Below are 22,582 nucleotides of genomic sequence, written 5' to 3'. Positions count from 1 at the left end.
CCAAAGCCTGGGTTCGCCGCTACCCTTGCCCCTTCCGACCAAATGTCCGTCGTCTAGACAGGGTCCTCGATCGGAGCGGTCATGATCACCCGCAGCCCCGGCATGTTGTCATCATGCTCGAGCGAGCCCGAGAGCCCGGCAACAACAGCCTTCATCATCCGGCTGCCGAATCCCTCACGCGTACCGACCTTGCCCGAACCCTCGTCGGCGACGATCAGGCGGAGGCGATTGCGATGCTGTTCGAGCGCGATCAGGATCGGGCCGGGCTGCCCGCCATACGCGTATTTGCTGGCGTTGATGACCAGTTCGGTCAGCACCAGCCCGATATTCACCGCACGATCGGTCGGGACCAGGATCGGTGCGAGATCGAGTCGCATCTGCGCCGCCCACTCCGCACCGAGCGAGGCCTTCATGTCGCCGGCGAGTTCCTCGAGGTAGCGCGACAGATCGACCGTCTCGACCTGATCGTCGCGGTACAGGCGGCGATGGACCAGCGCGACCGCCGACAGCCGCGCCTGCGCTTCGGCGAGATGCTCCTTCACCTTGGCATCCTCGGAGGCCTTCGCCTGGAGCGACAGGAACGCGGCGACCAGCTGGAGGCTGTTCTGAACGCGGTGATTGACCTCCTTCATCAGGACGTCCTTCTGCGCGATCAACACGTCCTTGTCGGCAAGCGTCCGCTGAAGATCGGCGTTGAGGAGCCGGAGCCGCTGGTTGACATGGGCGTCGTGGAACGCGCGGCGCAGGCGGTGTGCGGCCTCGATCTCTTCCAGCGTCCAGCGACGCGAGCGTCCGGACACGGCCTGCGTCCACGAGTCGAACGACGTGCGCGGGGTCAGTACCGCGGTCGGATCGAGCGACACCGCCTTGTGCGGATTGCCCGCCCACTCGACCTCCTCGGCCTGTTCGGCGCGGAACCAGAACAGGATCGCGCCATCGTCGATCAGCGGCATCGCGAGCACGCCGCTGGCACAGGCACGATAGGCGTCCGCACGCGGCAGCAGCGACGGCAGCTCATGCGTGGCAAGCGGCTCGATCCCGCTGCGTGCGCAAACCCAGGCGGCAAGGTCGCGGATCTCGTCATGCGCCGGGCAGACCCCGTCGGTGTCGACGATCGTCCCCTGCACGAACGCGAACCCGTCGCCGTCGAGCATCCGCCGCAGATCGTCGCGCAGCGTCACGATGATGCTGCGCGGGGCGGGTTCGGCCGCGAGCTTGGGAATCACCGCGTCCTCGGCACCGCGCAGCCGGAGCCGTTCGCGGTAGATCTCGGCCTCTTCCTTCGCGCGGATCTGGCGCGCCAGACCGCTTGCCAGCGTCGCCGACGCGGCACGGATGTCGGGGTTCAGCCTGCGCGGCGTCCGGTGATGGCAGGCGATCAGGCCCCACAACAGCCCGTCCTTGACGATCGAGATCGACGCCGATGCCGCCACCCCCATGTTCGCGAGATAGCGTAGATGGATCGGCGAGACGCTGCGGACCGTCACGTCGCTGAGATCGAGCGTCTCGAACCCGGCCGGGCGCAACACCGCGGGCGCATAGTCGATCCTCGGGATCGTCCGCGTGCGATTGCGGACGTACAGCGCGCGCGCCTGCTTCGGGATGTCCGATGCGGGGAAATGATGGTTAAGGAAGGTGCCGAGCCCCGCCGCCTTGTCCTCCGCCATTACCCGGCCGGCGTCGTCGTCGAGGAAGCGATAGACCATCACCCGGTCGAATCCGGTAAGCTGGCGGAACGCGATCGCGGCGCGGGCGCAGAGTGCGTTCAGATCGGTCGCGCGCTCGAACATCGTGATCATCGGGTTGAGCCGCCCGAGCATCTGCGCGGCGGTCATCGGCGCGGCCTCGACCGGTTCGAGTTCGGCGAGCACATAGGCACCGCTGCGATGGATCGTCACTTCGAAGCGTCCGGCAACACCGTTTACCGACTCGCCGACCAGACCACCTTGCTGCACGTCGTCGGCCCGCACGTCCTGATCGATCAGCTGCGACAGATCCGCGCCAAGCCAGTCCGCTGCCAGCCGACCTTCGATATCGCCGGCACCGGCGACGACCGTCAACGACTCCGCGTCGGCGACCAGCAACAGGCCATGCGGCTGGATCGCGCCGGGAATATGGATCGCCTCGCGATCGCACGCGGTCAGATTCAACCCGCTGTCCTGAGTTTGCGCCTGATCGAGCGCGGCCGTGTCGGTGTCGGTCAGCGCAGTCATGGGCCAGGGCCCTCCATAGCGGAGCGCATGCTTTGCAATGGTCCGCGGAACAAAGCAAATACCGTGACGACAATGGTGCTGATCGCGATCAGTGGGGCGAGATCGGCGGGGCGGACTCGGCATAGCGCCGGGCGATCACTGCGCAGGCGATCAGCTGCAACTGGTGGAACAGCATGACAGGCAACAGGATCACGCCGACCTGCGCGGGTGGAAAGAGCACGCCGGCCATCGGCACGCCCGACGCCAGGCTCTTCTTGGAGCCACAAAACTGGAGCACGATCGCGTCTTCGCGGGGGAGCTTCATCAACCGCGCGACCGCGAAGGTGAGCGCGAGCACGAACGCGAGCAGCGCGGCGCACAGCAGGCCGATCAGGATCAGGTCGCCGAGCGACAATTTGGTCCACAGACCCTCGACCACAGCAGCCCCAAAGGCGCTGTAGACGACCAGCAGGATCGAGCCGCGATCGACCACCGTCAGCAAAGCCTTGCGCCGCGTAACCCACGCGCCGATCCATGGCCGGAGCAGATGCCCGGCGACGAACGGAACGAGCAATTGCAGCACGATCGCCTCGATGCTGTCGATCGAGATCCCGCCGCTGCCCGACGTCTCCATCAGCAGCGCGACCAGGGCGGGCGTGACGAGGATGCCGAGCAGGTTCGAGAACGACGCGCTGCACACCGCCGCCGCGACGTTGCCGCGCGCGATCGCGGTGAAGGCGATCGACGACTGCACGGTCGAGGGGAGCAAGGTCAGGAACAGCAGCCCGGCAGCGAGCGGGCCGTTGACGAACGGCAGCGCGCTGAGCCCGAGGCCGAACAGCGGGAAGGCGACGAACGTCACCGCGAGCACCGCGAGGTGCAGCTTCCAGTTGCGCAGGCCCGACAGGATCGCCTCGCGCGACAGTTTCGCGCCGTGCAGGAAGAACAGCAGGACGATGCCGATATCCGCCGCATAGCCGACGACCGTCGCCATCTCGCCGCGCGCCGGCAACAGGCTCGCAAGCACGACCGTGCCGAGCAGCATCAGGATGAACGGCTCGAAAACCGACAGGAAACGTCCGATCACGGATGCGCTTTCACATAGGCATCGAGCGTCGCGAGGTGACCGCTGAGCGCCTCGTCGTCGAGGAAACTGCCGAGGAAGCTGTTGCGCGCCAGCGTCACGACCTGTTCGCGGGAGAGATTGCGGGCGCGCGCGGTCTGGCGGAAATTCTCGCCGATATAGCCGCCGAAATACGCGGGATCGTCCGAATGGATCGTCGCGCGTAGACCGAGGTCGAGCATCCGGTCGATCGGGTGGTTCTCCAGCGTGTCGACGTTCCGCAGGGCGACGTTCGAGAGCGGGCATACCGTCAGCGTCATTGCATCGCGGGCCAGCCGGGCGACCAGCGCCGGATCCTCCAGCGCGCGGTTGCCGTGGTCGATCCTGTCCACCTGGAGGATGTCGAGCGCCTCGTGGATATAGGCGGGCGGGCCCTCCTCGCCGGCATGCGCGCACAGCATCAGCCCGGCATCCGCCGACGCCGCGAACACACGCGCGAACTTCGACGGCGGATGGCCGACTTCGGACGAATCGAGCCCGACGCCGATGAACTGGTCGAGCCAGGGTTCGGCTTGGGCGAAGGTCTTGAACGCGTCTTCCTCGTCGAGATGGCGCAGGAAACTCATGATCAGGCCGACCGACATGCCGTGCTTTTCCTGCGCCTCGTCGATCCCCGCGAACAACCCGCGCGCGACGACGTCGAACGGGATACCGCGGTGCGTATGCGTCTGCGGATCGAAGAAGATCTCGGCATGAACGACACCGTCCTGCGCGACCCGGTCGAAATAGGCGACCGCGAGATCGCGGAAGTCCTCCTCGGTCTGGAGCACTGCGGCGCCCGCATAATAGATGTCGAGGAAGGTCTGGAGATTGGTGAAGCTGTACGCCGCGCGGACGTCCTCGACGCTCTTGAACGGGATGGCGACCTTGTTGCGCTCGGCCAGCGCGAACATGAGTTCGGGCTCCAGGCTGCCCTCGATATGAAGGTGGAGTTCCGCCTTTGGCAGGTTCGTGATGAAGTCGTCGTTCATGGCTAATCCTGTCGCTTTAGGCGGGGCGGCTGCAACCATTCCGCGCGCCACGCACTACCGCAAGTGCGAAAGGCGTTGCATGACAATCCTGTCACGTTACCGCCTGTCACGTTACCGAACGCCGATACCCACGCGAAGGACACCATCGATGGCCTCAGGACTGGTCGCACTGCTCGACGACATTGCCGGGATTACCAAGCTCGCCGCTGCCAGCCTAGACGACATCGGCGCGGCGACCAGCAAGGCCGGCAGCAAGGCGATCGGCGTGGTGGTCGACGATGCCGCGGTGACGCCGCGCTACATGGTCGGGTTCGAGCCCAAGCGCGAACTGCCGATGATCGGCAAGATCGCGCTCGGCTCGTTCCGCAACAAGCTGCTGTTCATCCTGCCCGCGGCGCTGGCATTGAGCGCGTTCGCGCCGTGGTTGCTGACGCCGCTGCTGATGCTGGGCGGGACGTATCTGTGCTTCGAGGGCGCGGAGAAGATCCTCGAGGCGTTCGGCGGTGGGCATGCCGAGGAGGTCGTCGCCGAGCCGGTCGATGCCAAGACGCTCGAGGCCCAGAAGGTTTCGGGCGCGATCCGCACCGATTTCATCCTGTCGGCCGAGATCATGGTCATCGCGCTGTCCGACGTCGCGACCAAGCCGATCTGGGAGCAGGCGATCGTGCTCGCGCTGGTCGGCATCGTCATCACGATCATGGTCTATGGCGCGGTCGCGCTGATCGTGAAGATGGACGATATCGGACTGCATCTCGCCCAGCGCAGCAGCCCGGTCGTGCAGAAAATCGGCCGTGGGCTGGTGAAGGGCATGCCGATCGTCATGTCGGCGCTGTCGGTGATCGGCACGGCGGCGATGGTGTGGGTCGGTGGCCAGATCATCGTCCACGGGATCGAGGAATTCGGCCTGACGACGGTCCCGCACTGGATCCACCACACCGCCGAGAGCGCGGCAGCTGCGGTGCCGGTAGCGAAGGGCGCGGTGAACTGGGCGGTGAACGCGTTCTTCTCGGGCATCGTCGGACTGATCCTGGGCGGTGCTATCGCGTTGGCGTTGCATGCGGTGAAGAAACCCAAGGCGCACTGACGCCGTTCACCGGCGGAGGCGACGACACGACCGGCGAAGGACTGCCGGCAAAGGACTGCCCGGTAAAGGACTGGACGCCTGCCCTTTATCGCGATTACACCTCGGGTCATCGTCTCTCAGCCGGAAGGCCTTTCCTTGATCCGTAAGCTTATCGTCGCGTCGCTGCTCGCGTCTGCCGTCCCTGCCTTCGCACAGGTTCCCGCAGGCAACACCGCACCCCAGCCGGTGCCGTTCGTCGACACCATCCCCGACGCGGTCGACACGCCCTATCCGGGCACGCTGCTGCTCGACGTCGATGCGACCGATACCGAGCGCGGCATCTTCCGCGTGAAGGAGACCATTCCCGTCGCCAAGGCGGGGCCGATGGCGCTGCTGTATCCGAAGTGGCTGCCCGGCGCGCATTCCCCGCGCGGCGAGATCGAGAAGCTCGCGGGCCTGGTGATCCGCGCGAACGGCAAGATCGTGCCCTGGACGCGCGATCCGGTCGACGTGTTCGCCTTCCACATTGACGTGCCCACCGGCGCGAAGACCCTGGTGGCCGAGTTCCAGTTCATCTCCGCGACCAAGGGCGACCAGGGCCGCATCGTGATGACGCCGACGATGGTCAGCCTCCAGCCGAACCTCGTCAGCCTCTACCCGGCCGGCTATTTCACGCGTCAGATCCCGATCAAGATGACGGCCACCTATCCCGCGGGCTGGACCGCGGCGGGCGCGGTGCCGGCCAAGGTGTCGGGATCGACCTACAGCTACGACAAGACCAACTACGAGATCCTCGTCGATTCGCCGACGCTCGCTGGCAAATACGGGAAGATCTGGCCGCTCAGCCCCCGCGTCGGCCTCAACGTGTTCGCGGACAGCCCCGACCAGCTCGCGGCCAAGCCCGAGCAGATCGACGCGCACAAGCGGCTCGTCGATCAGGCGGTGAAGACGTTCGGCGCGCAGCATTACGACCGCTACGAATTCCTGCTGTCGATCACCGACCAGCTCGGCGGGATCGGGCTGGAGCATCATCGCAGCTCAGAGAACGGCGTCCGCCCGGGGTATTTCACCGAATGGGACACGGGCGCCGCCGCACGCAACCTGCTCCCGCATGAGTTCACGCATAGCTGGGACGGCAAGTTCAGGCGCGGTGCCGACCTTTGGACCCCTGATTTCCGCACGCCGATGCGCGATTCGCTGTTGTGGGTCTATGAAGGCCAGACGCAGTTCTGGGGCTATGTGCTGCAGGCGCGCTCGGGGCTGGTTAGCAAGCAGGACACGCTCGACGGCTATGCCTCGATCCTCGGCATCTACGACACCGCACCCGGCCGCCAGTGGCGCCCGCTGATCGACACAACCAACGATCCAGTGATCTCGGCGCGCAAGCCCAAGGGCTGGACCAGCTGGCAGCGGTCCGAGGATTACTACAACGAGGGCCTGATGGTCTGGATGGAGGTCGACGCGATGCTCCGCCAGAAATCCGGCGGGACCAAGTCGATCGACGATTTCGCCAAGGCGTTCTTCGGCGTGCGCGACGGCGATTACGGCGAACTCACCTACACCTTCGCCGACGTCGCCAAGACGCTCAACGGCATCGTCCCGTATGACTGGGCGACGTTCCTCAACACGCGCCTGACCGAGACGGGCAAGCCCGCGCCGATCAACGGCTTCGCGATGAACGGCTACAAGCTGGTCTACGGACCCGAGCAGAGCCCGTATCTGAAGCAGGCGGAAAAGACGCGCGGCACCGATGTCAGCTATTCGCTGGGCATGGTGATCAACAAGGAGGGCGTCGTGACCTCGTCGATCTGGGACAGCCCGGCGTTCAAGGCCGGGCTCGACGTCGGCACCGAGATCGAGGCGGTCAACAGCGAGGCCTATTCGTCCGACCGGCTCAAGGCGGCGATCGTCGCGGCGAAGGGAACGAAGCTGCCGATCCGCCTTACTGTAAAGAACAATGACCGATTCCGGGATATCACGCTCGATTACCATGACGGGCCGCGCTATCCGCGCCTCCAGAAGGTCGGTACAGGTGACGGCGGGCTCGACAGGCTGCTGATGCCGCGCTGAGCCTTTGAAATCTACCGGTGCCGGCCGCTTCCCAGACGAAGAGCGCCGGCACCGTCATATTCGAAAGGACCGCCATGCGTATCGATCTCATCCCGACCGGCAAGAACCCGCCCGAAGACCTCAACGTCATCATCGAAGTGCCGACCGGCGGCGAGCCGGTGAAGTACGAGTTCGACAAGGCATCGGGCGCGCTGTTCGTCGATCGCATCCTCCACACGCCGATGCGCTACCCTGCGAACTACGGCTTCGTGCCGCACACGCTGAGCCCCGACGGCGATCCGCTCGATGCGCTGGTGATCGCGCGCTCGCCGTTCATCCCGGGCTGCGTCGTTCGCGCCCGTCCGATCGCGGTGCTGAACCTCGAGGACGAAGCCGGCGGCGACGAGAAGCTGGTCTGCGTGCCGGTCGACGCCGTGTTCCCCTATTACGCCAACATCGGCGAGCGCGGCGACATGCCCGAGATCGTGTTCGAGCAGATCGAGCATTTCTTCACGCATTATAAGGACCTCGAGAAGACGAAGTGGGTTCGCGTCGGCAAGTGGGGCGACGCCGAGGAAGCCAAGCGCGTCACGGTCGAGGCGATCGAGCGCTATGAGGCCGAGAAGGCGAAGGGCAAGGAGCCGATGAACTCGGACGACGCCGCAGGGCGGTGATCTGACGTCTGACGGTCTATTGCCCAAATCCTCCCCGGCGCAGGCCGGGGTCCAAGTGGAAAGGTCGAAGTAACGGAGCACCATCCGTCGTTACCTTCGTTTCCCAATTGGGCCCCGGCCTGCGCCGGGGAGGTACCATATGACGCGACCGGTGTTCGCCGCAGCGGTGGCCCTCTTACCGCCCCGCCAGCCTGACTAGCGCATCTCCGGACATACGCTGGATCGTCCAGTCTTCCATCCCGACCGCGCCGACCTTCCGGTAGAACGCGATCGCATCGGCGTTCCAGTCGAGCACCGACCATTCGAACCGCGCGCACCCGCGATCGAGCGCCATGCCGGCGAGATGCGACAGCAGCGCACCGCCGACCCCCTGCCCGCGTGCTTCCGGGGTCACGTACAGATCCTCGAGATACAGCCCGCGCTTGCCCGTCCAGGTCGAGAAATTATGGAAGAACAGCGCGAAGCCGAGCGGGCCGTCAGCGTTTTCCGCGATCAGAGCCTCCGCTGCCGGCCGCTCCCCGAACAGCGCGTCTTCCAGCATCGGCTCGGTCGCCTCGACCGCATCGGGCTCGCGCTCGAACGCGGCGAGTTCGCGAATGAAGCGCAGGATCGTGCCGACATCGACGGCGGTGGCGGAACGGATATGGGTCATGCACTTGCCTCGATCGAACTCTGCGCGATGTCACGCCGCCGCGCCGCGTACAGGCACGCGACGACGATGATCGCCGCGCCTGCCAGCGTGAACGCGGATACCCGCTCGCCGAACACCAGGAAACCCAGCACCGCGGCGTAGACGAACGAGGTGTATTCGGTGGTCGCGAGGAAGCCGGTGTCGCCATGCGCGTACGCCCAGCCGAGCAGCCACAACGACGAGGTCGCGAGCCCTGCGGCAAGCACGAGCTTGGGCCACTGCGCAGCCTCGGGCACCACCGCCAGCCAGGGTGCCGCCAGCGCCAGCGTCGCGGTGATCACGAGCGCCTGGAAGAACGCGATCTCGCCGGGCCGTGCCGCCTGGCTCTGCAACCGCGCGATCACGAGGTTGACCGCATACAGCACCGCCGACCCGAGGATCGCCAGCGTGCCATGGAACGTCTCGGGTCCAGGCACCTCCCGCCCTTGCCCGATCATCACCACCAGCACGCCGCCAAGCGCGGCGATCGACGCGACGAACGTCTTCCACCCGACGCGCTCACCCAGCGTAAGCGCCGCGAGCAGCAACGCGAGTATCGGCGCGATGTAGGTCAGCGAAATCGCCTGCGCCATCGGCACGCGGGCCAGCCCCCAGAAGAACAGAACCGCCATCGCGGTCGTCACCAGCCCGCGCGCGCAGTGCAGTTTCAGCGCCCGCTTGCTCGGCCGTCCGCTGTTCCCGAGCTTCCATGCGACCGCGCCGAGCCCGACGCTGATCATCTGCCGCCACAGCAGCGCGTTATAGACGCCGATCGCAAGGACGAGCGACTTCATCACCGCGTCCATCATGGAGAACAGCCCGATGCCAAACGCGGCAACGGCGAAGGCCAATGCGGGGGAGACGGTGCGGGGTTTCGTCACGACGGCAGTTACGCAGGAACGGCTGGGATGGTCATGGAAGCGGCTTAACCGCCATCACGCACCGGCGCTATCGCAGCGTGTATCGATGGCGATCCCCCCTTTGGATCGGCTGACGTCCAAGACCGGGCGTGCCGTTCTCCCGCGAAAGCGGGGGTCCAGGATTACGAACGCTAGCGCTTGAAACCCTGGGCTCCCGCCTTCGCGGGAGAACCGAATATGGTAGGCTGCCCCCTCACCCCGTCATCCTGACGAAAGTCAGGACCCAGGGTAACGACCGGCGCACTTCATGGCTCTGGGTCCTGACTTTCGTCAGGATGACGGAACCGATCGCTCGACCGCGAGCGCGCTACTCCGCCGCCACCGGCACCAGCGCCGCGGCGGCTTCGTCCGCGGTTTCTATCTCAGCCGCCTTGGCCTCGACAAGCCGGACGATGTGGTCGACCATGTCGGCGTCCTGGACGTGGTGGTCGGTGACGCCCGAGAGGTACACCATGTGCTTGCCGTTGCCGCCGCCAGTGATGCCGATGTCGGTCTCGCGCGCTTCGCCGGGGCCGTTGACGACGCAGCCGAGCACCGACAAGGACATCGGCGTGCGGATGTGCTGGAGCCGTTCCTCCAGCGCCTGCACGGTGCGGATCACGTCGAAGCCCTGCCGCGCGCACGATGGGCACGACACGACGCGGACGCCGCGGTTACGGATGCCGAGCGACTTGAGGATCTCGAAGCCGACGCGGACTTCCTCTTCCGGCTCGGCGGACAGCGACACGCGGATCGTGTCGCCGATGCCGTACCAGAGCAGGCTGCCCATCCCGATCGCGGACTTCACCGTGCCGCCGACGAACCCGCCCGCCTCGGTGATGCCGAGATGGAGCGGGCAATCGACCTGTTCGGCGAGCTGCTGATACGCCGCGACCGCGAGGAACAGGTCGGAGGCCTTCACCGCGACCTTGAACTCGTGGAAGTCGTGATCCTGCAGCAGCTTGATGTGATCGAGCGCCGACTCGACCAGCGCATCGGGGCAAGGCTCGCCGTATTTCTCGAGCAGGTGCCGCTCGAGCGAGCCGCCGTTGACGCCGATCCGGATCGCGCAGCCGTTGGACTTGGCCGCGTCGACGACCTCCTTCACACGCGATGCCGAGCCGATATTGCCCGGATTGATGCGCAGGCACGCGGCACCTGCATCGGCGGCTTCGAGTGCGCGCTTGTAGTGGAAATGGATGTCCGCGACGATCGGCACGCGGCTGGCACGGACGATCTGCTTCAGCGCGGTGGTCGATTCGACGTCGGGGCAGCTGACGCGGATGATGTCGACGCCCGCCTCTTCGCAGCGCCGGATCTGGTCGACCGTCGCGCGCACATCGTCGGTCGGGGTGTTGGTCATGGTCTGCACGGTGACCGGCGCATCGCCGCCGACGGGGACGTTGCCGACCATGATCTGGCGGCTCTTGCGGCGGGTGATATCGCGCCAGGGACGAAGGGACATGGGGATTCCTCGGGGGGTTCGAGGGCGTATATAGCGACTTGCGCGGTGAAACGGAACATCGCCGGCAAGGACGGCGCTGGCGAGCGCGGCCAACGTCGGCCATAGCGGCGCGACACATAGGAGCCCGGTCGATGACGCTTTCCCTCTACGATGCGACGATCCCCTCGAACCTCCAGATTCTCCGCGCGGTCGACGTGTTGCTCGACAAGGCGGAAGCGTTCGCGGTCGAGCGCGGGATCGAGCCCGCGACGCTGATCGACGCGAAGCTCGCCGACGACATGCTGCCGTTCGGGTATCAGGTGAAGTCGTGCGCAGCGCATTCGGTCGGCGGGATCGAAGGCGTCCGCTGCGGCACCTTCTCGCCCGACCGGTCCGCCTGGCCGACCGATTTTGCGGGGCTTCACGCCGTCCTGCGCGACGCGATCGCCACCTTGGAAGCGATCGACCGGGAGGCGTTCGACGTGCTCGCCGACAACGACACCAAGTTCGAGTTCGGGACGTTCGTCATGCCGTTCACCGGCGCGAACTTCCTGCTGTCGTTCTCGCAGCCGAACTTCTATTTCCACGCGACGACGGCCTACGCGATCCTGCGCGCCCAGGGCGTGCCGATCGGCAAGCGCGACTTCATGGGCACGCCGCGCATCAAGGTTTGAACTGGCCGAACACAGGCGCGGGGATACATCGATCCTCCCCCGCCAGGGGGAGGTGGCGCCGAAGGTGACGGAGGGGGCGGGAAGGGAAACCTCTGCTCCGTGTCCTCCCCCTCCGTCTGGCTAGCGCCAGCCACCTCCCCCTTGCGGGGGAGGATTGCAGGGATACCGGTCGGTTCTGCGCACCACCTCGACCGTCCTGCGCTTGCGGCACCGCCCCCCGCCCCGTAGGGCCGCGCGATGAATCGGCATTTCGGCATGGACTGGCTGCGGATCGGCGCGTTCGCCCTGCTGATCGTCTATCATATCGGCATGGTCTTCGTGCCGTGGAATTTCCACGTGAAGTCGCTCCATGTCGAGGACTGGGTACGGCTGCCGATGCTCGCCAGCAACGCGTGGCGCCTCACCTTGCTGTTCGTCGTGTCGGGCTATGCCAGCCGCGCGCTGCTCGCCCGATCGAGCGGCACCGCCGGGTTCTTCGCCAATCGCTGCAACCGGCTGCTCGTGCCGCTGGTCTTCGGAATCGCGGTGATCGTACCGCCGCAACCCTGGGTCGAACTGGTCACCAAGCATGGCTATGCGGGCAGCTATTGGACGTTCTGGACACACGATTATTTCCGCTTCGACACGCTCGCCGGGCTGTCGCTGCCGACCTGGAACCACCTCTGGTTCGTCGTCTATCTCTGGGTCTACACGACCGTCCTGACGCTCGGGGTGATCGTCGTCCGAGGCCAGTGGTTGCAACGCGCGTTCGACCGAGTGTTCGGCGGCTGGGCGGTGGTGCTGCTGCCGGTCGCCTGGCTCGTGTTCGTCCATGCCTGGTGGATGCGCATGGTCGGCGATACGCAGGCTTTGTGGGGCGACTGGATCGCACACGTCACCTATTTCCCCGCCTTCCTGTTCGGCTTCGGCCTTGCGCGGTCCGAGCCCGCGATGGCGGCGATCGCGCGCTGGTGGAAGGCGGGCGCGTTCGCCGCGCTGTTCGGCTATATCGTGATTATCGGCATCGAGCTGCGCTGGCTGGCGGATGTCGTGACGCCGCGCTGGGTCTACACGCCCTACGGCATCGCCCACGCGGTCGAGCAATGGGGTGCGATCGTCGCGCTTATCGGAATCGCCGAGCGGCATTGGAACCGCGACCATCGCTGGCGGCCGATGCTGACCGAGGCGGTGTTCCCGTTCTATCTGATCCACCAGACGATCATCGTCCTCGTCATGTATGCGCTGCTCCCCGCCGGCCTGCCGGGTTGGGTGGAGTTCGCGGGCCTGCTGGCTGCGACGATCTTCGGCTGCGTCGCCTTCTACTGGATCGGTCGCAGCATCGCGCCGCTCCGTCCCCTCATCGGCCTTCGCGCCCTGCCTTCGAAAGACTCAGCATGACCTGGACCCTCGTCATCCACGGCGGCGCCGGCAAACTCGACAGCGAGATGGTATCGCCCGAGCAGGATGCGGGCGCGCGAGCCGGCCTGTCGAACGCACTCGACGCCGGGTCGAAAGTGCTGGCGGATGGCGGCAGCGCGCTCGACGCTGTCGAAGCAGCGGTCCGCATGCTGGAAGACGATCCACACTTCAATTCGGGCCGAGGGGCGGTCTTCACGCATGACGGCACGCTGGAGCTGGACGCGGCGATCATGGACGGCCGGACGCGAGCCGCCGGCGCCGTCGCCGCAGCGACCGCCACGCGCAACCCGGTCGGGCTCGCGCGCGCGATCCTGGACGACGGGCGGCACGTGTTCCTCGCCGGCAAGGGCGCGGACGCATTCTCGCGCGATCGCGGACTGCCGCAAGCCGATGCGGAGTGGTTCGCGACCGACGAACGCCGCCGGCAATTCGCCGAGTTCCAGGCGGATGGCGGCGGGTTCGACGTCGATATGAAATACGGCACGGTCGGCGCGGTCGCCTGCGACACGCACGGCCACGTCGCCGCCGCCACCTCGACCGGTGGGGTCACCGGCAAGCGCTGGGGCCGGATCGGCGATACGCCCGTGATCGGCGCGGGCACCTTCGCGGACGATCGCGCTTGTGCGGTATCGTGCACCGGCTCGGGCGAGTTCTTCCTCCGCGTCGGCGTCGGCCATGAGATCGCCGCGCGCGTCCGCCTGTCGGGCGAATCGCCGCAAGTCGCCGCCGACGCGGTGCTCGCCGAAGTGAAGGCGCTCGGCGGCACTGGCGGCGTGATCGTCGCGGGGCCGGACGGCGACATGGCCTGGGGGTTCAACACCGTCGGCATGTACCGCGGCACCGCTTCGTCAGCGGGTAGCCGGACGGTCGCGATCTACGCTAACGAAGCGGCATGAAGCGCTATCTCCTCACCGCCGCATCGTCAGTCCTGGCTGTTACCGGCCTCGCCTCCCCCGCCACCGCGTTCTGGGAATATGGCCACCAGACCGTCGCGCAGATCGCCTATGCCAACGTCACGCCGAAGACCAAGGTCGCGATCCGGAAACTGCTCGCGCAACAGGCGTTGCTCGACACGCCCGAATGCCCGGCGGGCACGATCGAGGAGGCGAGCGTCTGGGCGGATTGCATCAAGCCGCTGAAGACCGCCGACGGCAAGTCGCGCTTCGGGTTCGCGTATAGCTGGCACTACCAGAACGCCGACGTCTGTGCGCCGTTCGACCTGACGCCCGCGTGCAAGGACGGCGACTGCGTCTCGGCACAGATCGACCGCGACGTTACGCTGCTGCGGGATCGCGCCACGTCGCCGAAGGACCGCGTCCAGGCGCTGGCGTTCCTGATCCACTTCGTCGGCGACCTGCACCAGCCGCTCCACGCCGGCGACCGCCACGACAAGGGCGGCAACGACGTTAAGGCGGATTACGGGATCTACGGGCCGGCGAGGTTCAACCTGCATTCGATCTGGGACGGCCCGCTGGCGGAACGCGCGATCTCGACGCCGCCGTCGCTGGTGCGGCGCTATCCGGCGGCCGAGCGGGCGAAGATCGGCGCGGGGACGGTCGTCGACTGGAGCCGGGAGTCATGGGAAGCGTCGCATACGGCGTATGCGGCGGCGCTTGGCGGGGACGCGTGTGGTACGGTTCCGGCGCGGGTGAAGATGGACGACGCGACGATCGCGAAGATGATGCCGGTATCGCGCGAGGAAATCCGCCGTGGGGGGATCAGGTTGGCGAAATTGCTCGACAAGGCCCTGGGCTAAACCACTACCCTTCTCCCCTGCTGGGAGAGGGAGGGGCCCGCGTGTTCTTGCACGTGGGAGGGTGAGGGGCGTCAGGCCTGGACCGCCCGTCCAAAAAGTTCCGTCATCCTGACGAAAGTCAGGACCCAGAGCCATGAAGCGCGCCGCCCGTTAGTCTGGGTCCTGACTTTCGTCAGGATGACGGAAAATCTTAGCCGCGCGTGCCGGACAGCAACTTTGCCCGGCACGCACCTACCGCTGATAAACCTAGTTCAGCACCACCGTGACCGCACGACGGTTGGCCGCCCAGCTCTGGTCGTCCGAGCCCATCGCCACCGGGCGCTCCTTGCCATAGCTGATCGTCGTCATCCGCGACGACGACACGCCCTTTGCTGCCAGATAGTTCTTCGTCGCGTTCGCACGACGATCGCCGAGCGCGAGGTTATACTCACGCGTGCCACGCTCGTCGGCATGGCCTTCGATCGTGATGCGCTGGTTCGGGAACTTGGCCAGCCACTGCGCCTGGCTGTCGAGGATCGCGCGCGCGGTCGGGTCGATGTCGTACATGTCGAGACCGAAATTCACCGTGTTGGAGCTGACCGAGCGCTGGAAGTCGGCGTCCGACCCCGGCACGATCGCGCCGCCGACGTTCCCATTGTTCATGCCCGCATTGGGATCGACCGGCGCGTTATTGTCGACCGGTGCCGGCGGCAGCACGGCGGGACGCTTCTTCGCACAGCCGGCGACGGCGATCAGCGCGGTACACGCAAGCAAGATGTTGGAAAGCTTCGACATAGACAGTCTCCCGTAGAAAATCATATTCCCCGTTACGCCCCCATAGCAGGTTTAGGGGCGAAGCGGGCCCCAGGCCGGATCCGACCCGTCGAGCGGCGTCGGGATCTTGCGCTCGTTGACGCCGGTCAGGTCGACCGACCAGAGGTCCGCCTTGCCGCCGCTGCCGCGTCCCGAGCGATAGAAGTTAATCACGCGACCGTTCGGCGACCAGCTCGGACCCTCGTCCTGCCAGTCGTTCGTGAGCAGTTTCTCGCCGCCACCGCTAGGGCTCATGATGCCGATGCGGAAGCCGCCACCGAGCTTGGTAAAGGCGATCAGGTCGCCGCGCGGGCTCCACACCGGCGTCGCATAGCGCCCGCCGCCGAAGCTGATCCGCTGCTGGTTCGAGCCGTCCGCGTTCATCACGTAGATCTGCTGGCCGCCCGAGCGGTCGCTCTCGAACACGATCTTCGAGCCGTCCGGCGAATAGGACCCGCCGGTATCGATCCCCGGCGAGTTGGTCAGGCGTTGCGGCGTGCCGCCCTGCGACGAGACGCGGTACACGTCGGTGTTACCGCCCTGTGCCATCGAGAACAGGATGTTGCGGCCGTCCGGCGAGAAGCGCGGCGCAAACGTCAGGTTCGCGTTCGCGACCACCAGCCGCTGCTTGCCCGAGCCGATGTCATAGACGTAGATCGCCGGGCGATTGTTGAGATAGCTCATATAGACGATCGACTGCTGGTTCGGCGCGAACCGCGGCGTCAGCACGATCGACTGGCCGTTGGTCAGGAAGCGGTGATTGGCGCCGTCTTGATCCATGATCGCGAGCCGCTTGATGCGGCGACCCTTGGGGCCGGTCTCGGACACATAGACGACGCGGCTGTCGAAATAGGCGCCTTCGCCGGTGAGGCGGGTATAGACCATGTCGGCGCATTTATGACCTGCGCGGCGCCAGTCCGACGGCGACACGACGAAGCCGGTGCGCGTGAGTTCGGCCTTGGACGACACGTCGTAGAGGTAGCAGCCGACCGTCAAATTGCCGTCGCCGTTGGCGCGGATGAAGCCCTGCACCAGCGCCTGTGCGCCGGTGCCGCCCCAATAGTCGAACCCCGGCGCGGTGACTTCGGGGAAGCTGACCGGGCGAAGCTGGCCGGGCGACAGCGGCGTGAACAGGCCGGAATTGCGGAGGTCGTTGGTGACGATTTCGGACAGCTGGCGGCCGAGGACGTCGGTCGAGCCTGCGGGCGTCGACACCACTGCGGCGGTCGGCATGACGGGGATCGCGATCGGCATCGGCGCGGAGATGCCGCCGGTGACGTCGACCACGAGGCCGCCGGACTGGTCGCCGGCCGGGGCGGCGGGTGCTGCGGAATCGGCGGGGGCTTGCTGGGGGGCTGGTGCTGGAGCGGGTGCGTCCTGTGCGTACGCTGCACTACCGGAGACGAACGCGAGCAGCCCAACCGAAGCAAGAACCGCACGAGCCTTACGCCCACCCAACACCACCCCGGCGAAGGCCGGGGCCCAATTGGGGGACGCTGCCGAGGGAGCGTTGCGCATCATTACATCGACCTTCGGAATTGGGCCCCGGCCTGCGCCGGGGTGGTTACCTTGCGTTGAGCGGTCACCCGCAACCGGAAGGGTCTGGCGCGAAGGGAAAAACCCCAGGATCGATCGAGTCATAACGGACATCCTCAGCCGGGAAGTTTGTAGCGCAGGCTGAAATTGCTCCAGCCGTTCTGCACGTCATACAGGTCGTCGGGCAAACCGCGTAGCGGCGAACACCCGACGAAGGTCGCGATCGCCAGATCGTCGACTCGGTCGACATAGCGCCGGTTGTCGTCGTCGACGCCGGCATGACCGCTGATCGTCGGCCGCGACTTGAGCGTGCCGTCGCGGTTGAGCTTCAGGTTGATCGTCACGCGGATGCGCTCGGCGCCCGGCCCCGGCGTGACCTGACGGTTCGCGCAGGGCTGCACCTGCCGCAGGATCGCCGAGCCGATATTCGCCGCTGCCTGTGCCCCGAGCTTGGCGGCCTTGGGCGCCTCGGACTTGCTGGGCGACGGATCGGCCGACAGCCCCTTCAGGAAATTATCGCCGAGCCGCGAGCCGCGCGGGCGCGAGGTCTTGGCCTCCGCAGTCGAGCCACTGCCCTTGGTCGAAGACGGCTTGGCGGGCTTGGCCGAACTCGACGACGACTTGGCGGCCGTATCCTTCGATTTCGCCGCGGTTTTCGCCGGCGCAGATTTCGCCGGCGCAGCCTTGGTCGGCTTGGCCTTGGTCGGCTTGGGCTGCGGCTTTACCACGGGCTTCGCGACCGGGGCCGGCTTGGCGGCGGGCTTCGGTGGCGCGGGCTTGGGTTTGGGCTGGGGCCTGGGCGCGGGTTCCGGCGTCGGTTGCGGCTTCGGTGCCGGTTTCGGCGGCGCGGGCTTGGGCTGCGGCGCGGGCGGTGTGGGATCGGGCTGCGGCTCGGGTTCGGCCTCTTGCGGCGCGGGTGGCGCCGCATCCTCGGGCGCACCCTCGTCCGGCGCGATCGATTGCGCAGGCGCCTCGGTCGATTGCGGCGCCGTCGCCTCAAGCGCGACATCGGGCACGAGGCTCACGTCGATCGGCTGCTGGGTGATCTTCGGCGGTTCGGGCGCGCTGAGAAAACCGAGCGACAGCAAGCCGAACAGCACCGCATGCCCGACGACGGCAACACCTAAGCCGATCTTCTCCGAACGATCCATCAGCCAGCCATCAGTTCTGGTTGCCCTCGACGGTCACCAGCGCGACGCGGTTCAGCCCGGCGCGGTTGAGTTCGCCCATCACCCGCATCACGCGGCCGTAATCGAGCTTCCGGTCCGCGCGCAGCAGCACCTGAGGTTCGTCGCCGACCGCGCGGCTTGCGGCGATCGATGCGAGCCGGATCGGCAGCGCGTCGTCGGCGACCTGATCCTGGTCGATGAACAGCGCGCCGGTCTCGTCCATCGAGATCTCGACGGGCTTCTGCTCCTGGTCGAGCGCTTTCGCGCGCGCGTCGGGCAGGTTCACCGGCACGCCCGCGGTCATCAGCGGCGCGGTCACCATGAAGATGATCAGCAGCACCAGCATCACGTCGACCAGCGGCGTGACGTTGATATCCGCCATCGGCGCGCGGCGGCCACGCCCGCGGGAGGAAGGAAGGTTCATCGCCACGCTAAAATCCTCCCCGCTCGCGGGGAGAGGGACCAGCGAAGCTGGTGGTGGGGGCGTGCGTCAAACGCTGCGCTGCGTGGAGTACCTCGTTCCACACATGCTCCGCTGCGTGGAGAACCCCCTCCACCACGCCGCTGCGCGTCGCGGTCCCCCTCCCCGTGCCGGGGAGGATTTGCGTCGCGCTCATCGCGAGCCGTCCAGTTGGCGCGACAGGGTCGTGTGGAAGCCGTCGGCGAACCGGTTCAGGCTCGCCTCGATCCGGTTGATGCCGTGCGAAAACCGGTTGTACGCGATCACCGCGGGGATCGCCGCGAACAGCCCGATCGCCGTCGCGAACAGCGCCTCCGCGATCCCCGGTGCCACCACCGCCAGCGACGTGTTCTGCGCCGCCGCGATGCTGGTGAAGCTCCGCATGATGCCCCACACCGTGCCGAACAGCCCGACGAACGGCGCGACCGAGCCGACCGTCGCCAGCACGTTCAGCCGGTCCGACAGCGTGTCGATCTCGCTCGCGACCGCTGCGCCCATCGTCGTCGCCAGTCGCTCGCGCGTGCCGCTCTTGTCAATCGTGCCGCCCGCGGTCGAGCGCCGCCACTCGGTCACGCCCGCCGCGAACACGCGCGCGGACGGCAAGGCGCTCTCGCCCTCCGCCTTGTAGAAGACGTCGATATCCTCGGCCTTCCAGAAATCGCGTTCGAACCGCACCATGTTCTTGCGCGTCTTGCCGATCCGCCGCCAGAACGCGACGATCAGCGCCCAGGTCCAGATGCTGGCGAGCAGCAGCCCGATCATCACGCCCTTCACGACCCAGTCGGCCTGCAGGAACAAGTGGATCGGCGACAGCGTCGCGCTATCCATAGTCAACACCGGATTCATGCTTCCCCCTGCCAGACTAGGCGTTCGTAGATATCGATCCATGCGCGTGGCTGGCGGCGTGGGCGACCGTTGGGAGCGACCAATGCCGCCACAATGTCCGCCTCGGCCAAGACAAGCCCGTCGCGCATGACCCTTTGATGAATGGCAACGCCCGCGGCGCGGACTTGTGTGATCCGTGAGACGACCAGCAGCGCGTCGTCGAGCTTGGCGGGCGCGGCATAGCGGATGGTGGCGCTGGTGATCGCGTAGGAGCCCTCGCCGGCCTCGAACGCCGCGCGCTGGTCGATCCCGCCGACCCGCAGCATGTCCGACCGCGCGCGTTCCATGTAGCGCAGATAGTTGGCGTGATAGACCGCGCCCGACAGATCGGTGTCCTCGAAATACACGCGCACCGGAAACCGGTGCTCGCGCCCTTCGAAGCGGCCTTCCGCCGGACGATCTGAAACATCAGCCATTCCCGCGGCTGTTAACCCAGTCTTCGCAGGGAAGCCAACCATTGCCTGCAAGATGTTCGCGGTAACGCCACTCTACTATCCTCCCCCTGGCGGGGGAGGATCGCAACGTGGTTACTGGAAGACGCTGGCGTCGAGCTTCAGGCGAGGCTGCGCGGGAGGCACCGGCTGGGAGATCGGCTGGAGCCGGGCCTGCGTGATCGTCTGCACCGGCATGTTCGATGCATATTGGCGCGAGGCGACCAGCTGCGGCTGGACCGGACGCACCGTGCGACCGCGCCACGCATCGACCGCGCGGTAGAAATCGGTGAACGGCCGCTCGAGCAAGGGCAGGTTCTGCGCGGCGAACGCTGGCAGTGCCTCGGCGGTAAGACCCGTGCTCTGCGCGAGGACGGCCCCTGCCGCCGCGCAGAACTCGTCGCGCGCGGGGGACTGCGAGAAGAAGTTGTACAGGCGCGTCATCGAATCGTCGTAGCGATCCTGCCAGTCGCCGCCGCCCGCCTTGTACTCGCTGGCATAGGTCGCCTCGGCCTTGGCGAGCACCGGCTTCTGCGCCGACAACAGCGCGTTATAGCCCGCGACGATCGTCAACTCCTGCGGCCCCCGGCACGCAAGCGCGGCGACGTTGAGCGCGGCGCGGAGATGCCAGACCTTGGCGGACGTCGTCAGGTTGCGATTCGGCGTAGGATAGGTGCCATCGGCCAGCGCGACGGGGATGACGATGGTCGGCGACGCGCCCTTCGGCATCGTCGGCGCGGGCACCGGCACCATGATCACGGGCGGCGCGACCTGCGCCACGGTCCTTGGCTTCGACGTGCAGCCGGCCAGCAGGCCCAGCGCGGTAACGGACAGCAAAGCAAACCGACGACTCATCGCAACACCTCGTAACGTCCCCCGACGGGACACTGTATGCAGGGATTAGGTTAACGAGACGTAAGCCGTACGTGGTTTGCGGTGAGTGGAGAGGGGGCGGCGTTGGGGTTTGGGTTTCCCGGATCGCTTCCACCCCGGCGTAGGCCGGGGCCAGTTGGAAAGGTTGCAGTAACGGAGCGTAACCTCAGTCAGCGACGTCCCCCAACTGGGCCCCGGCCTCCGCCGTGGTGGTGCTTGGTGGAAGCCGGTGGGAGTATTGGCCGTTAAGAGGGAGCGCCCTCTCGATCCTCCCCCGCAAGGGGGAGGTGGCGCCCTTAGGCGACGGAGGGGGAGGACACGGAACAGAAGTCGGCGCTAACCTCCCCCTCCGTCAGGCAAGAGCCTGCCACCTCCCCCTTGCGGGGGAGGATCAGAACCGCCTTAAACCGCGCGTGCTTCCAGCGCCGCCGCGGCCTGCGCCATCAGCCCGGCGATGATGTCCGCGACGGGCTCCTCGCGCTTGACCATGCCGACCGACTGGCCTGCCATCACCGAGCCGTGCTCGACATCGCCGTCGATCACCGCGCGGCGCAGCGCACCCGCCCAGTAATGCTCGATCTGCAACTGCGCCTCGGCCATCTCGACCCGACCACCATCCAGATGCCCGGCAACCTCACGCTGCTTCGCCGTGAACAACTCGCTCGACGCGTTCTTCAGCGCGCGGACCGGGATCACCGGAAGCCGCGCATCGATCTGCACACTGGCGATCGCATCGCGCGCCGAGGCGCGGATGAACGCTTTCTTGAAATTGGCGTGCGCGATCGATTCGGTCGCGCACACGAACAGCGTGCCGAGCTGGACGCCCGCCGCACCCATGTCGAGATACCCGGCGATCGCTTCGCCGCGACCGATCCCGCCCGCGACGAACACGGGAACTTGCTCGGCGATCTCGGGCAGCATTTCCTGCGCGAGCACGCTGGTCGAGACCGGGCCGATATGGCCGCCGGCCTCCATGCCCTCGATCACCAGCGCGTCGACACCCGAGCGAATCAGCTTCTTCGCGAGCGCCAGCGCAGGCGAGAACGCGATCAGCTTCGCGCCGGTTTCCTTGATCGCCTCGATGCTGCCCTTGAGCGGCAGGCCACCCGCGAGCACGACGTGGCCGACCTTGTGCTTCGCGCAGACCGCGATCAGCTCGAACAGGTCGGGGTGCATCGTGATGAGGTTCACGCCGAACGGCTTGTCGGTCATCGCCTTGGTCGCGGCGATCTCGGTATCGAGCAGCGCGGGCGTCATCGCCCCGCACGCGATCACGCCAAACCCGCCCGCGTTCGAGATCGCGGAGACGAGATGACGTTCGCTCACCCAGGACATCGCGCCGCCGAGGATCGCAACCTCCGACCCGAGGAATGCGGCGCCGCGCGCCATCCGGCGGGCCAGCCGCTCAGTACCGATCGTCATGCATCCATCCCCGTCGTCGCAACCCTGCCGATATTCGCAAATCTGCCGGCCTTTGCAAATCTGCCGGCCTTTGCGAATCTATCCGTCATCCCAACCACATC

Annotated in this window: 21 protein-coding genes; 7 read left to right on the top strand and 14 right to left on the bottom strand. The window is 66.7% G+C overall.

All coding sequences use genetic code 11. The features are described 5' to 3' along the window. Window positions 1-53: 53 nt before the first annotated feature. The 3 genes from SPHN_RS13205 to SPHN_RS13195 form a co-directional block, all read right to left on the bottom strand. The gene (locus SPHN_RS13205; protein WP_248523995.1) at window positions 54-2,213 is read right to left on the bottom strand and encodes a histidine kinase dimerization/phosphoacceptor domain -containing protein; all 2,160 of its coding nucleotides are present in this window, start codon (window positions 2,211-2,213) and stop codon (window positions 54-56) included. 88 nt (window positions 2,214-2,301) lie between these two features. Then, window positions 2,302-3,276: a bile acid:sodium symporter family protein gene (locus SPHN_RS13200; RefSeq protein ID WP_432715095.1), complete on the bottom strand. Its 975-nt coding sequence runs from the start codon at window positions 3,274-3,276 to the stop codon at window positions 2,302-2,304. Then, complete coding sequence (locus SPHN_RS13195) at window positions 3,276-4,286, bottom strand: adenosine deaminase (RefSeq protein WP_248523991.1); 1,011 nt, start codon at window positions 4,284-4,286, stop codon at window positions 3,276-3,278. Before SPHN_RS13195 ends, SPHN_RS13200 begins: the two co-directional genes overlap by 1 nt. Window positions 4,287-4,434: 148 nt before the next feature. Here SPHN_RS13195 and SPHN_RS13190 point away from each other — a divergent pair, with 148 nt between their 5' ends. The 3 genes from SPHN_RS13190 to ppa all read left to right on the top strand — a co-directional run bounded on the left by SPHN_RS13190 (window position 4,435) and on the right by ppa (window position 8,072). After that, window positions 4,435-5,370, top strand: coding sequence for a DUF808 domain-containing protein (locus SPHN_RS13190; RefSeq protein ID WP_248523989.1), 936 nt, complete (start codon window positions 4,435-4,437; stop codon window positions 5,368-5,370). Window positions 5,371-5,505: 135 nt separating this feature from the next. Further along, window positions 5,506-7,419: a M61 family metallopeptidase gene (locus SPHN_RS13185; RefSeq protein WP_248523987.1), complete on the top strand. Its 1,914-nt coding sequence runs from the start codon at window positions 5,506-5,508 to the stop codon at window positions 7,417-7,419. Between the two features lie 74 nt (window positions 7,420-7,493). After that, the gene (gene ppa / locus SPHN_RS13180; protein WP_248523985.1) at window positions 7,494-8,072 is read left to right on the top strand and encodes an inorganic diphosphatase; all 579 of its coding nucleotides are present in this window, start codon (window positions 7,494-7,496) and stop codon (window positions 8,070-8,072) included. A 175-nt stretch (window positions 8,073-8,247) separates the two neighbouring features. On the opposite strand, the gene SPHN_RS13175 is transcribed toward ppa, so the two are convergent. The 3 genes from SPHN_RS13175 to ispG all read right to left on the bottom strand — a co-directional run bounded on the left by SPHN_RS13175 (window position 8,248) and on the right by ispG (window position 11,106). After that, window positions 8,248-8,724: a GNAT family N-acetyltransferase gene (locus SPHN_RS13175; protein ID WP_248523984.1), complete on the bottom strand. Its 477-nt coding sequence runs from the start codon at window positions 8,722-8,724 to the stop codon at window positions 8,248-8,250. Continuing rightward, on the bottom strand, window positions 8,721-9,623 hold the full coding sequence (locus tag SPHN_RS13170; protein ID WP_248523982.1) for a DMT family transporter: 903 nt from the start codon (window positions 9,621-9,623) through the stop codon (window positions 8,721-8,723). The genes SPHN_RS13175 and SPHN_RS13170 overlap by 4 nt, the downstream gene beginning before the upstream one ends. A 346-nt stretch (window positions 9,624-9,969) precedes the next feature. Beyond that, entirely contained in the window at window positions 9,970-11,106 is a 1,137-nt protein-coding gene (gene ispG / locus SPHN_RS13165) for a flavodoxin-dependent (E)-4-hydroxy-3-methylbut-2-enyl-diphosphate synthase (RefSeq protein ID WP_248523980.1), read from the bottom strand. Window positions 11,107-11,237: 131 nt separating this feature from the next. Between ispG and SPHN_RS13160 the strand changes: the two genes are divergently transcribed. The 4 genes from SPHN_RS13160 to SPHN_RS13145 all read left to right on the top strand — a co-directional run bounded on the left by SPHN_RS13160 (window position 11,238) and on the right by SPHN_RS13145 (window position 14,913). After that, on the top strand, window positions 11,238-11,759 hold the full coding sequence (locus SPHN_RS13160; RefSeq protein ID WP_248523978.1) for a DUF1993 domain-containing protein: 522 nt from the start codon (window positions 11,238-11,240) through the stop codon (window positions 11,757-11,759). 237 nt (window positions 11,760-11,996) lie between these two features. Next, window positions 11,997-13,136, top strand: coding sequence for an acyltransferase family protein (locus tag SPHN_RS13155; RefSeq protein ID WP_248523976.1), 1,140 nt, complete (start codon window positions 11,997-11,999; stop codon window positions 13,134-13,136). After that, complete coding sequence (locus SPHN_RS13150; protein WP_248523974.1) at window positions 13,133-14,053, top strand: isoaspartyl peptidase/L-asparaginase family protein; 921 nt, start codon at window positions 13,133-13,135, stop codon at window positions 14,051-14,053. Before SPHN_RS13155 ends, SPHN_RS13150 begins: the two co-directional genes overlap by 4 nt. After that, complete coding sequence (locus SPHN_RS13145; protein ID WP_248523972.1) at window positions 14,050-14,913, top strand: S1/P1 nuclease; 864 nt, start codon at window positions 14,050-14,052, stop codon at window positions 14,911-14,913. Before SPHN_RS13150 ends, SPHN_RS13145 begins: the two co-directional genes overlap by 4 nt. Window positions 14,914-15,159: 246 nt before the next feature. Here the strand turns inward: SPHN_RS13145 and pal are convergent, their stop codons facing one another. From pal to SPHN_RS13105, 8 genes are all read right to left on the bottom strand, one after another. After that, window positions 15,160-15,687 (bottom strand): peptidoglycan-associated lipoprotein Pal, encoded by a 528-nt coding sequence (pal, locus tag SPHN_RS13140; RefSeq protein ID WP_248523970.1) that lies wholly within the window; start codon window positions 15,685-15,687, stop codon window positions 15,160-15,162. 51 nt (window positions 15,688-15,738) lie between these two features. Then, window positions 15,739-17,226 carry a Tol-Pal system beta propeller repeat protein TolB gene (gene tolB, locus SPHN_RS13135; protein ID WP_248523968.1) on the bottom strand — a complete coding sequence of 496 codons (1,488 nt, stop codon included), beginning with the start codon at window positions 17,224-17,226 and terminating at the stop codon, window positions 15,739-15,741. 131 nt (window positions 17,227-17,357) lie between these two features. Then, window positions 17,358-18,392: a cell envelope biogenesis protein TolA gene (locus SPHN_RS13130; RefSeq protein WP_248523966.1), complete on the bottom strand. Its 1,035-nt coding sequence runs from the start codon at window positions 18,390-18,392 to the stop codon at window positions 17,358-17,360. Between the two features lie 10 nt (window positions 18,393-18,402). Then, window positions 18,403-18,840: a protein TolR gene (gene tolR / locus SPHN_RS13125; RefSeq protein WP_248523964.1), complete on the bottom strand. Its 438-nt coding sequence runs from the start codon at window positions 18,838-18,840 to the stop codon at window positions 18,403-18,405. Window positions 18,841-19,023: 183 nt separating this feature from the next. Beyond that, window positions 19,024-19,716 (bottom strand): protein TolQ, encoded by a 693-nt coding sequence (tolQ, locus tag SPHN_RS13120; protein WP_248523962.1) that lies wholly within the window; start codon window positions 19,714-19,716, stop codon window positions 19,024-19,026. Next, on the bottom strand, window positions 19,713-20,171 hold the full coding sequence (locus SPHN_RS13115) for a YbgC/FadM family acyl-CoA thioesterase (protein WP_248523960.1): 459 nt from the start codon (window positions 20,169-20,171) through the stop codon (window positions 19,713-19,715). Before SPHN_RS13115 ends, tolQ begins: the two co-directional genes overlap by 4 nt. Window positions 20,172-20,282: 111 nt before the next feature. Continuing rightward, window positions 20,283-21,041, bottom strand: a complete 759-nt coding sequence (locus SPHN_RS13110) for a hypothetical protein (protein ID WP_248523958.1) — start codon at window positions 21,039-21,041, stop codon at window positions 20,283-20,285. Window positions 21,042-21,461: 420 nt separating this feature from the next. Then, window positions 21,462-22,481 carry an NAD(P)H-dependent flavin oxidoreductase gene (locus SPHN_RS13105; protein ID WP_248523956.1) on the bottom strand — a complete coding sequence of 340 codons (1,020 nt, stop codon included), beginning with the start codon at window positions 22,479-22,481 and terminating at the stop codon, window positions 21,462-21,464. Window positions 22,482-22,582: the final 101 nt, after the last annotated feature.

It is taken from the genome of Sphingomonas faeni, assembly GCF_023195535.1.
GTDB lineage: Bacteria > Pseudomonadota > Alphaproteobacteria > Sphingomonadales > Sphingomonadaceae > Sphingomonas > Sphingomonas faeni_B.
Note: the sequence above shows the minus strand (reverse complement) of the source record. Positions and strands in the feature narration are given on the sequence as shown.

What these genes read in the sequence shown, in the direction of transcription:
- SPHN_RS13205 (WP_248523995.1), bottom strand. Translation starts at nt 2,213, where the DNA reads ATGACTGCGCTGACCGACACCGACACGGCCGCGCTCGATCAGGCGCAA.
- SPHN_RS13195 (WP_248523991.1), bottom strand. Translation starts at nt 4,286, where the DNA reads ATGAACGACGACTTCATCACGAACCTGCCAAAGGCGGAACTCCACCTT.
- SPHN_RS13190 (WP_248523989.1), top strand. Translation starts at nt 4,435, where the DNA reads ATGGCCTCAGGACTGGTCGCACTGCTCGACGACATTGCCGGGATTACC.
- ppa (WP_248523985.1), top strand. Translation starts at nt 7,494, where the DNA reads ATGCGTATCGATCTCATCCCGACCGGCAAGAACCCGCCCGAAGACCTC.
- SPHN_RS13175 (WP_248523984.1), bottom strand. Translation starts at nt 8,724, where the DNA reads ATGACCCATATCCGTTCCGCCACCGCCGTCGATGTCGGCACGATCCTG.
- ispG (WP_248523980.1), bottom strand. Translation starts at nt 11,106, where the DNA reads ATGTCCCTTCGTCCCTGGCGCGATATCACCCGCCGCAAGAGCCGCCAG.
- SPHN_RS13160 (WP_248523978.1), top strand. Translation starts at nt 11,238, where the DNA reads ATGACGCTTTCCCTCTACGATGCGACGATCCCCTCGAACCTCCAGATT.
- SPHN_RS13155 (WP_248523976.1), top strand. Translation starts at nt 11,997, where the DNA reads ATGAATCGGCATTTCGGCATGGACTGGCTGCGGATCGGCGCGTTCGCC.
- SPHN_RS13150 (WP_248523974.1), top strand. Translation starts at nt 13,133, where the DNA reads ATGACCTGGACCCTCGTCATCCACGGCGGCGCCGGCAAACTCGACAGC.
- SPHN_RS13145 (WP_248523972.1), top strand. Translation starts at nt 14,050, where the DNA reads ATGAAGCGCTATCTCCTCACCGCCGCATCGTCAGTCCTGGCTGTTACC.
- pal (WP_248523970.1), bottom strand. Translation starts at nt 15,687, where the DNA reads ATGTCGAAGCTTTCCAACATCTTGCTTGCGTGTACCGCGCTGATCGCC.
- tolB (WP_248523968.1), bottom strand. Translation starts at nt 17,226, where the DNA reads ATGATGCGCAACGCTCCCTCGGCAGCGTCCCCCAATTGGGCCCCGGCC.
- SPHN_RS13130 (WP_248523966.1), bottom strand. Translation starts at nt 18,392, where the DNA reads ATGGATCGTTCGGAGAAGATCGGCTTAGGTGTTGCCGTCGTCGGGCAT.
- tolQ (WP_248523962.1), bottom strand. Translation starts at nt 19,716, where the DNA reads ATGAATCCGGTGTTGACTATGGATAGCGCGACGCTGTCGCCGATCCAC.
- SPHN_RS13115 (WP_248523960.1), bottom strand. Translation starts at nt 20,171, where the DNA reads ATGGCTGATGTTTCAGATCGTCCGGCGGAAGGCCGCTTCGAAGGGCGC.
- SPHN_RS13110 (WP_248523958.1), bottom strand. Translation starts at nt 21,041, where the DNA reads ATGAGTCGTCGGTTTGCTTTGCTGTCCGTTACCGCGCTGGGCCTGCTG.
- SPHN_RS13105 (WP_248523956.1), bottom strand. Translation starts at nt 22,481, where the DNA reads ATGACGATCGGTACTGAGCGGCTGGCCCGCCGGATGGCGCGCGGCGCC.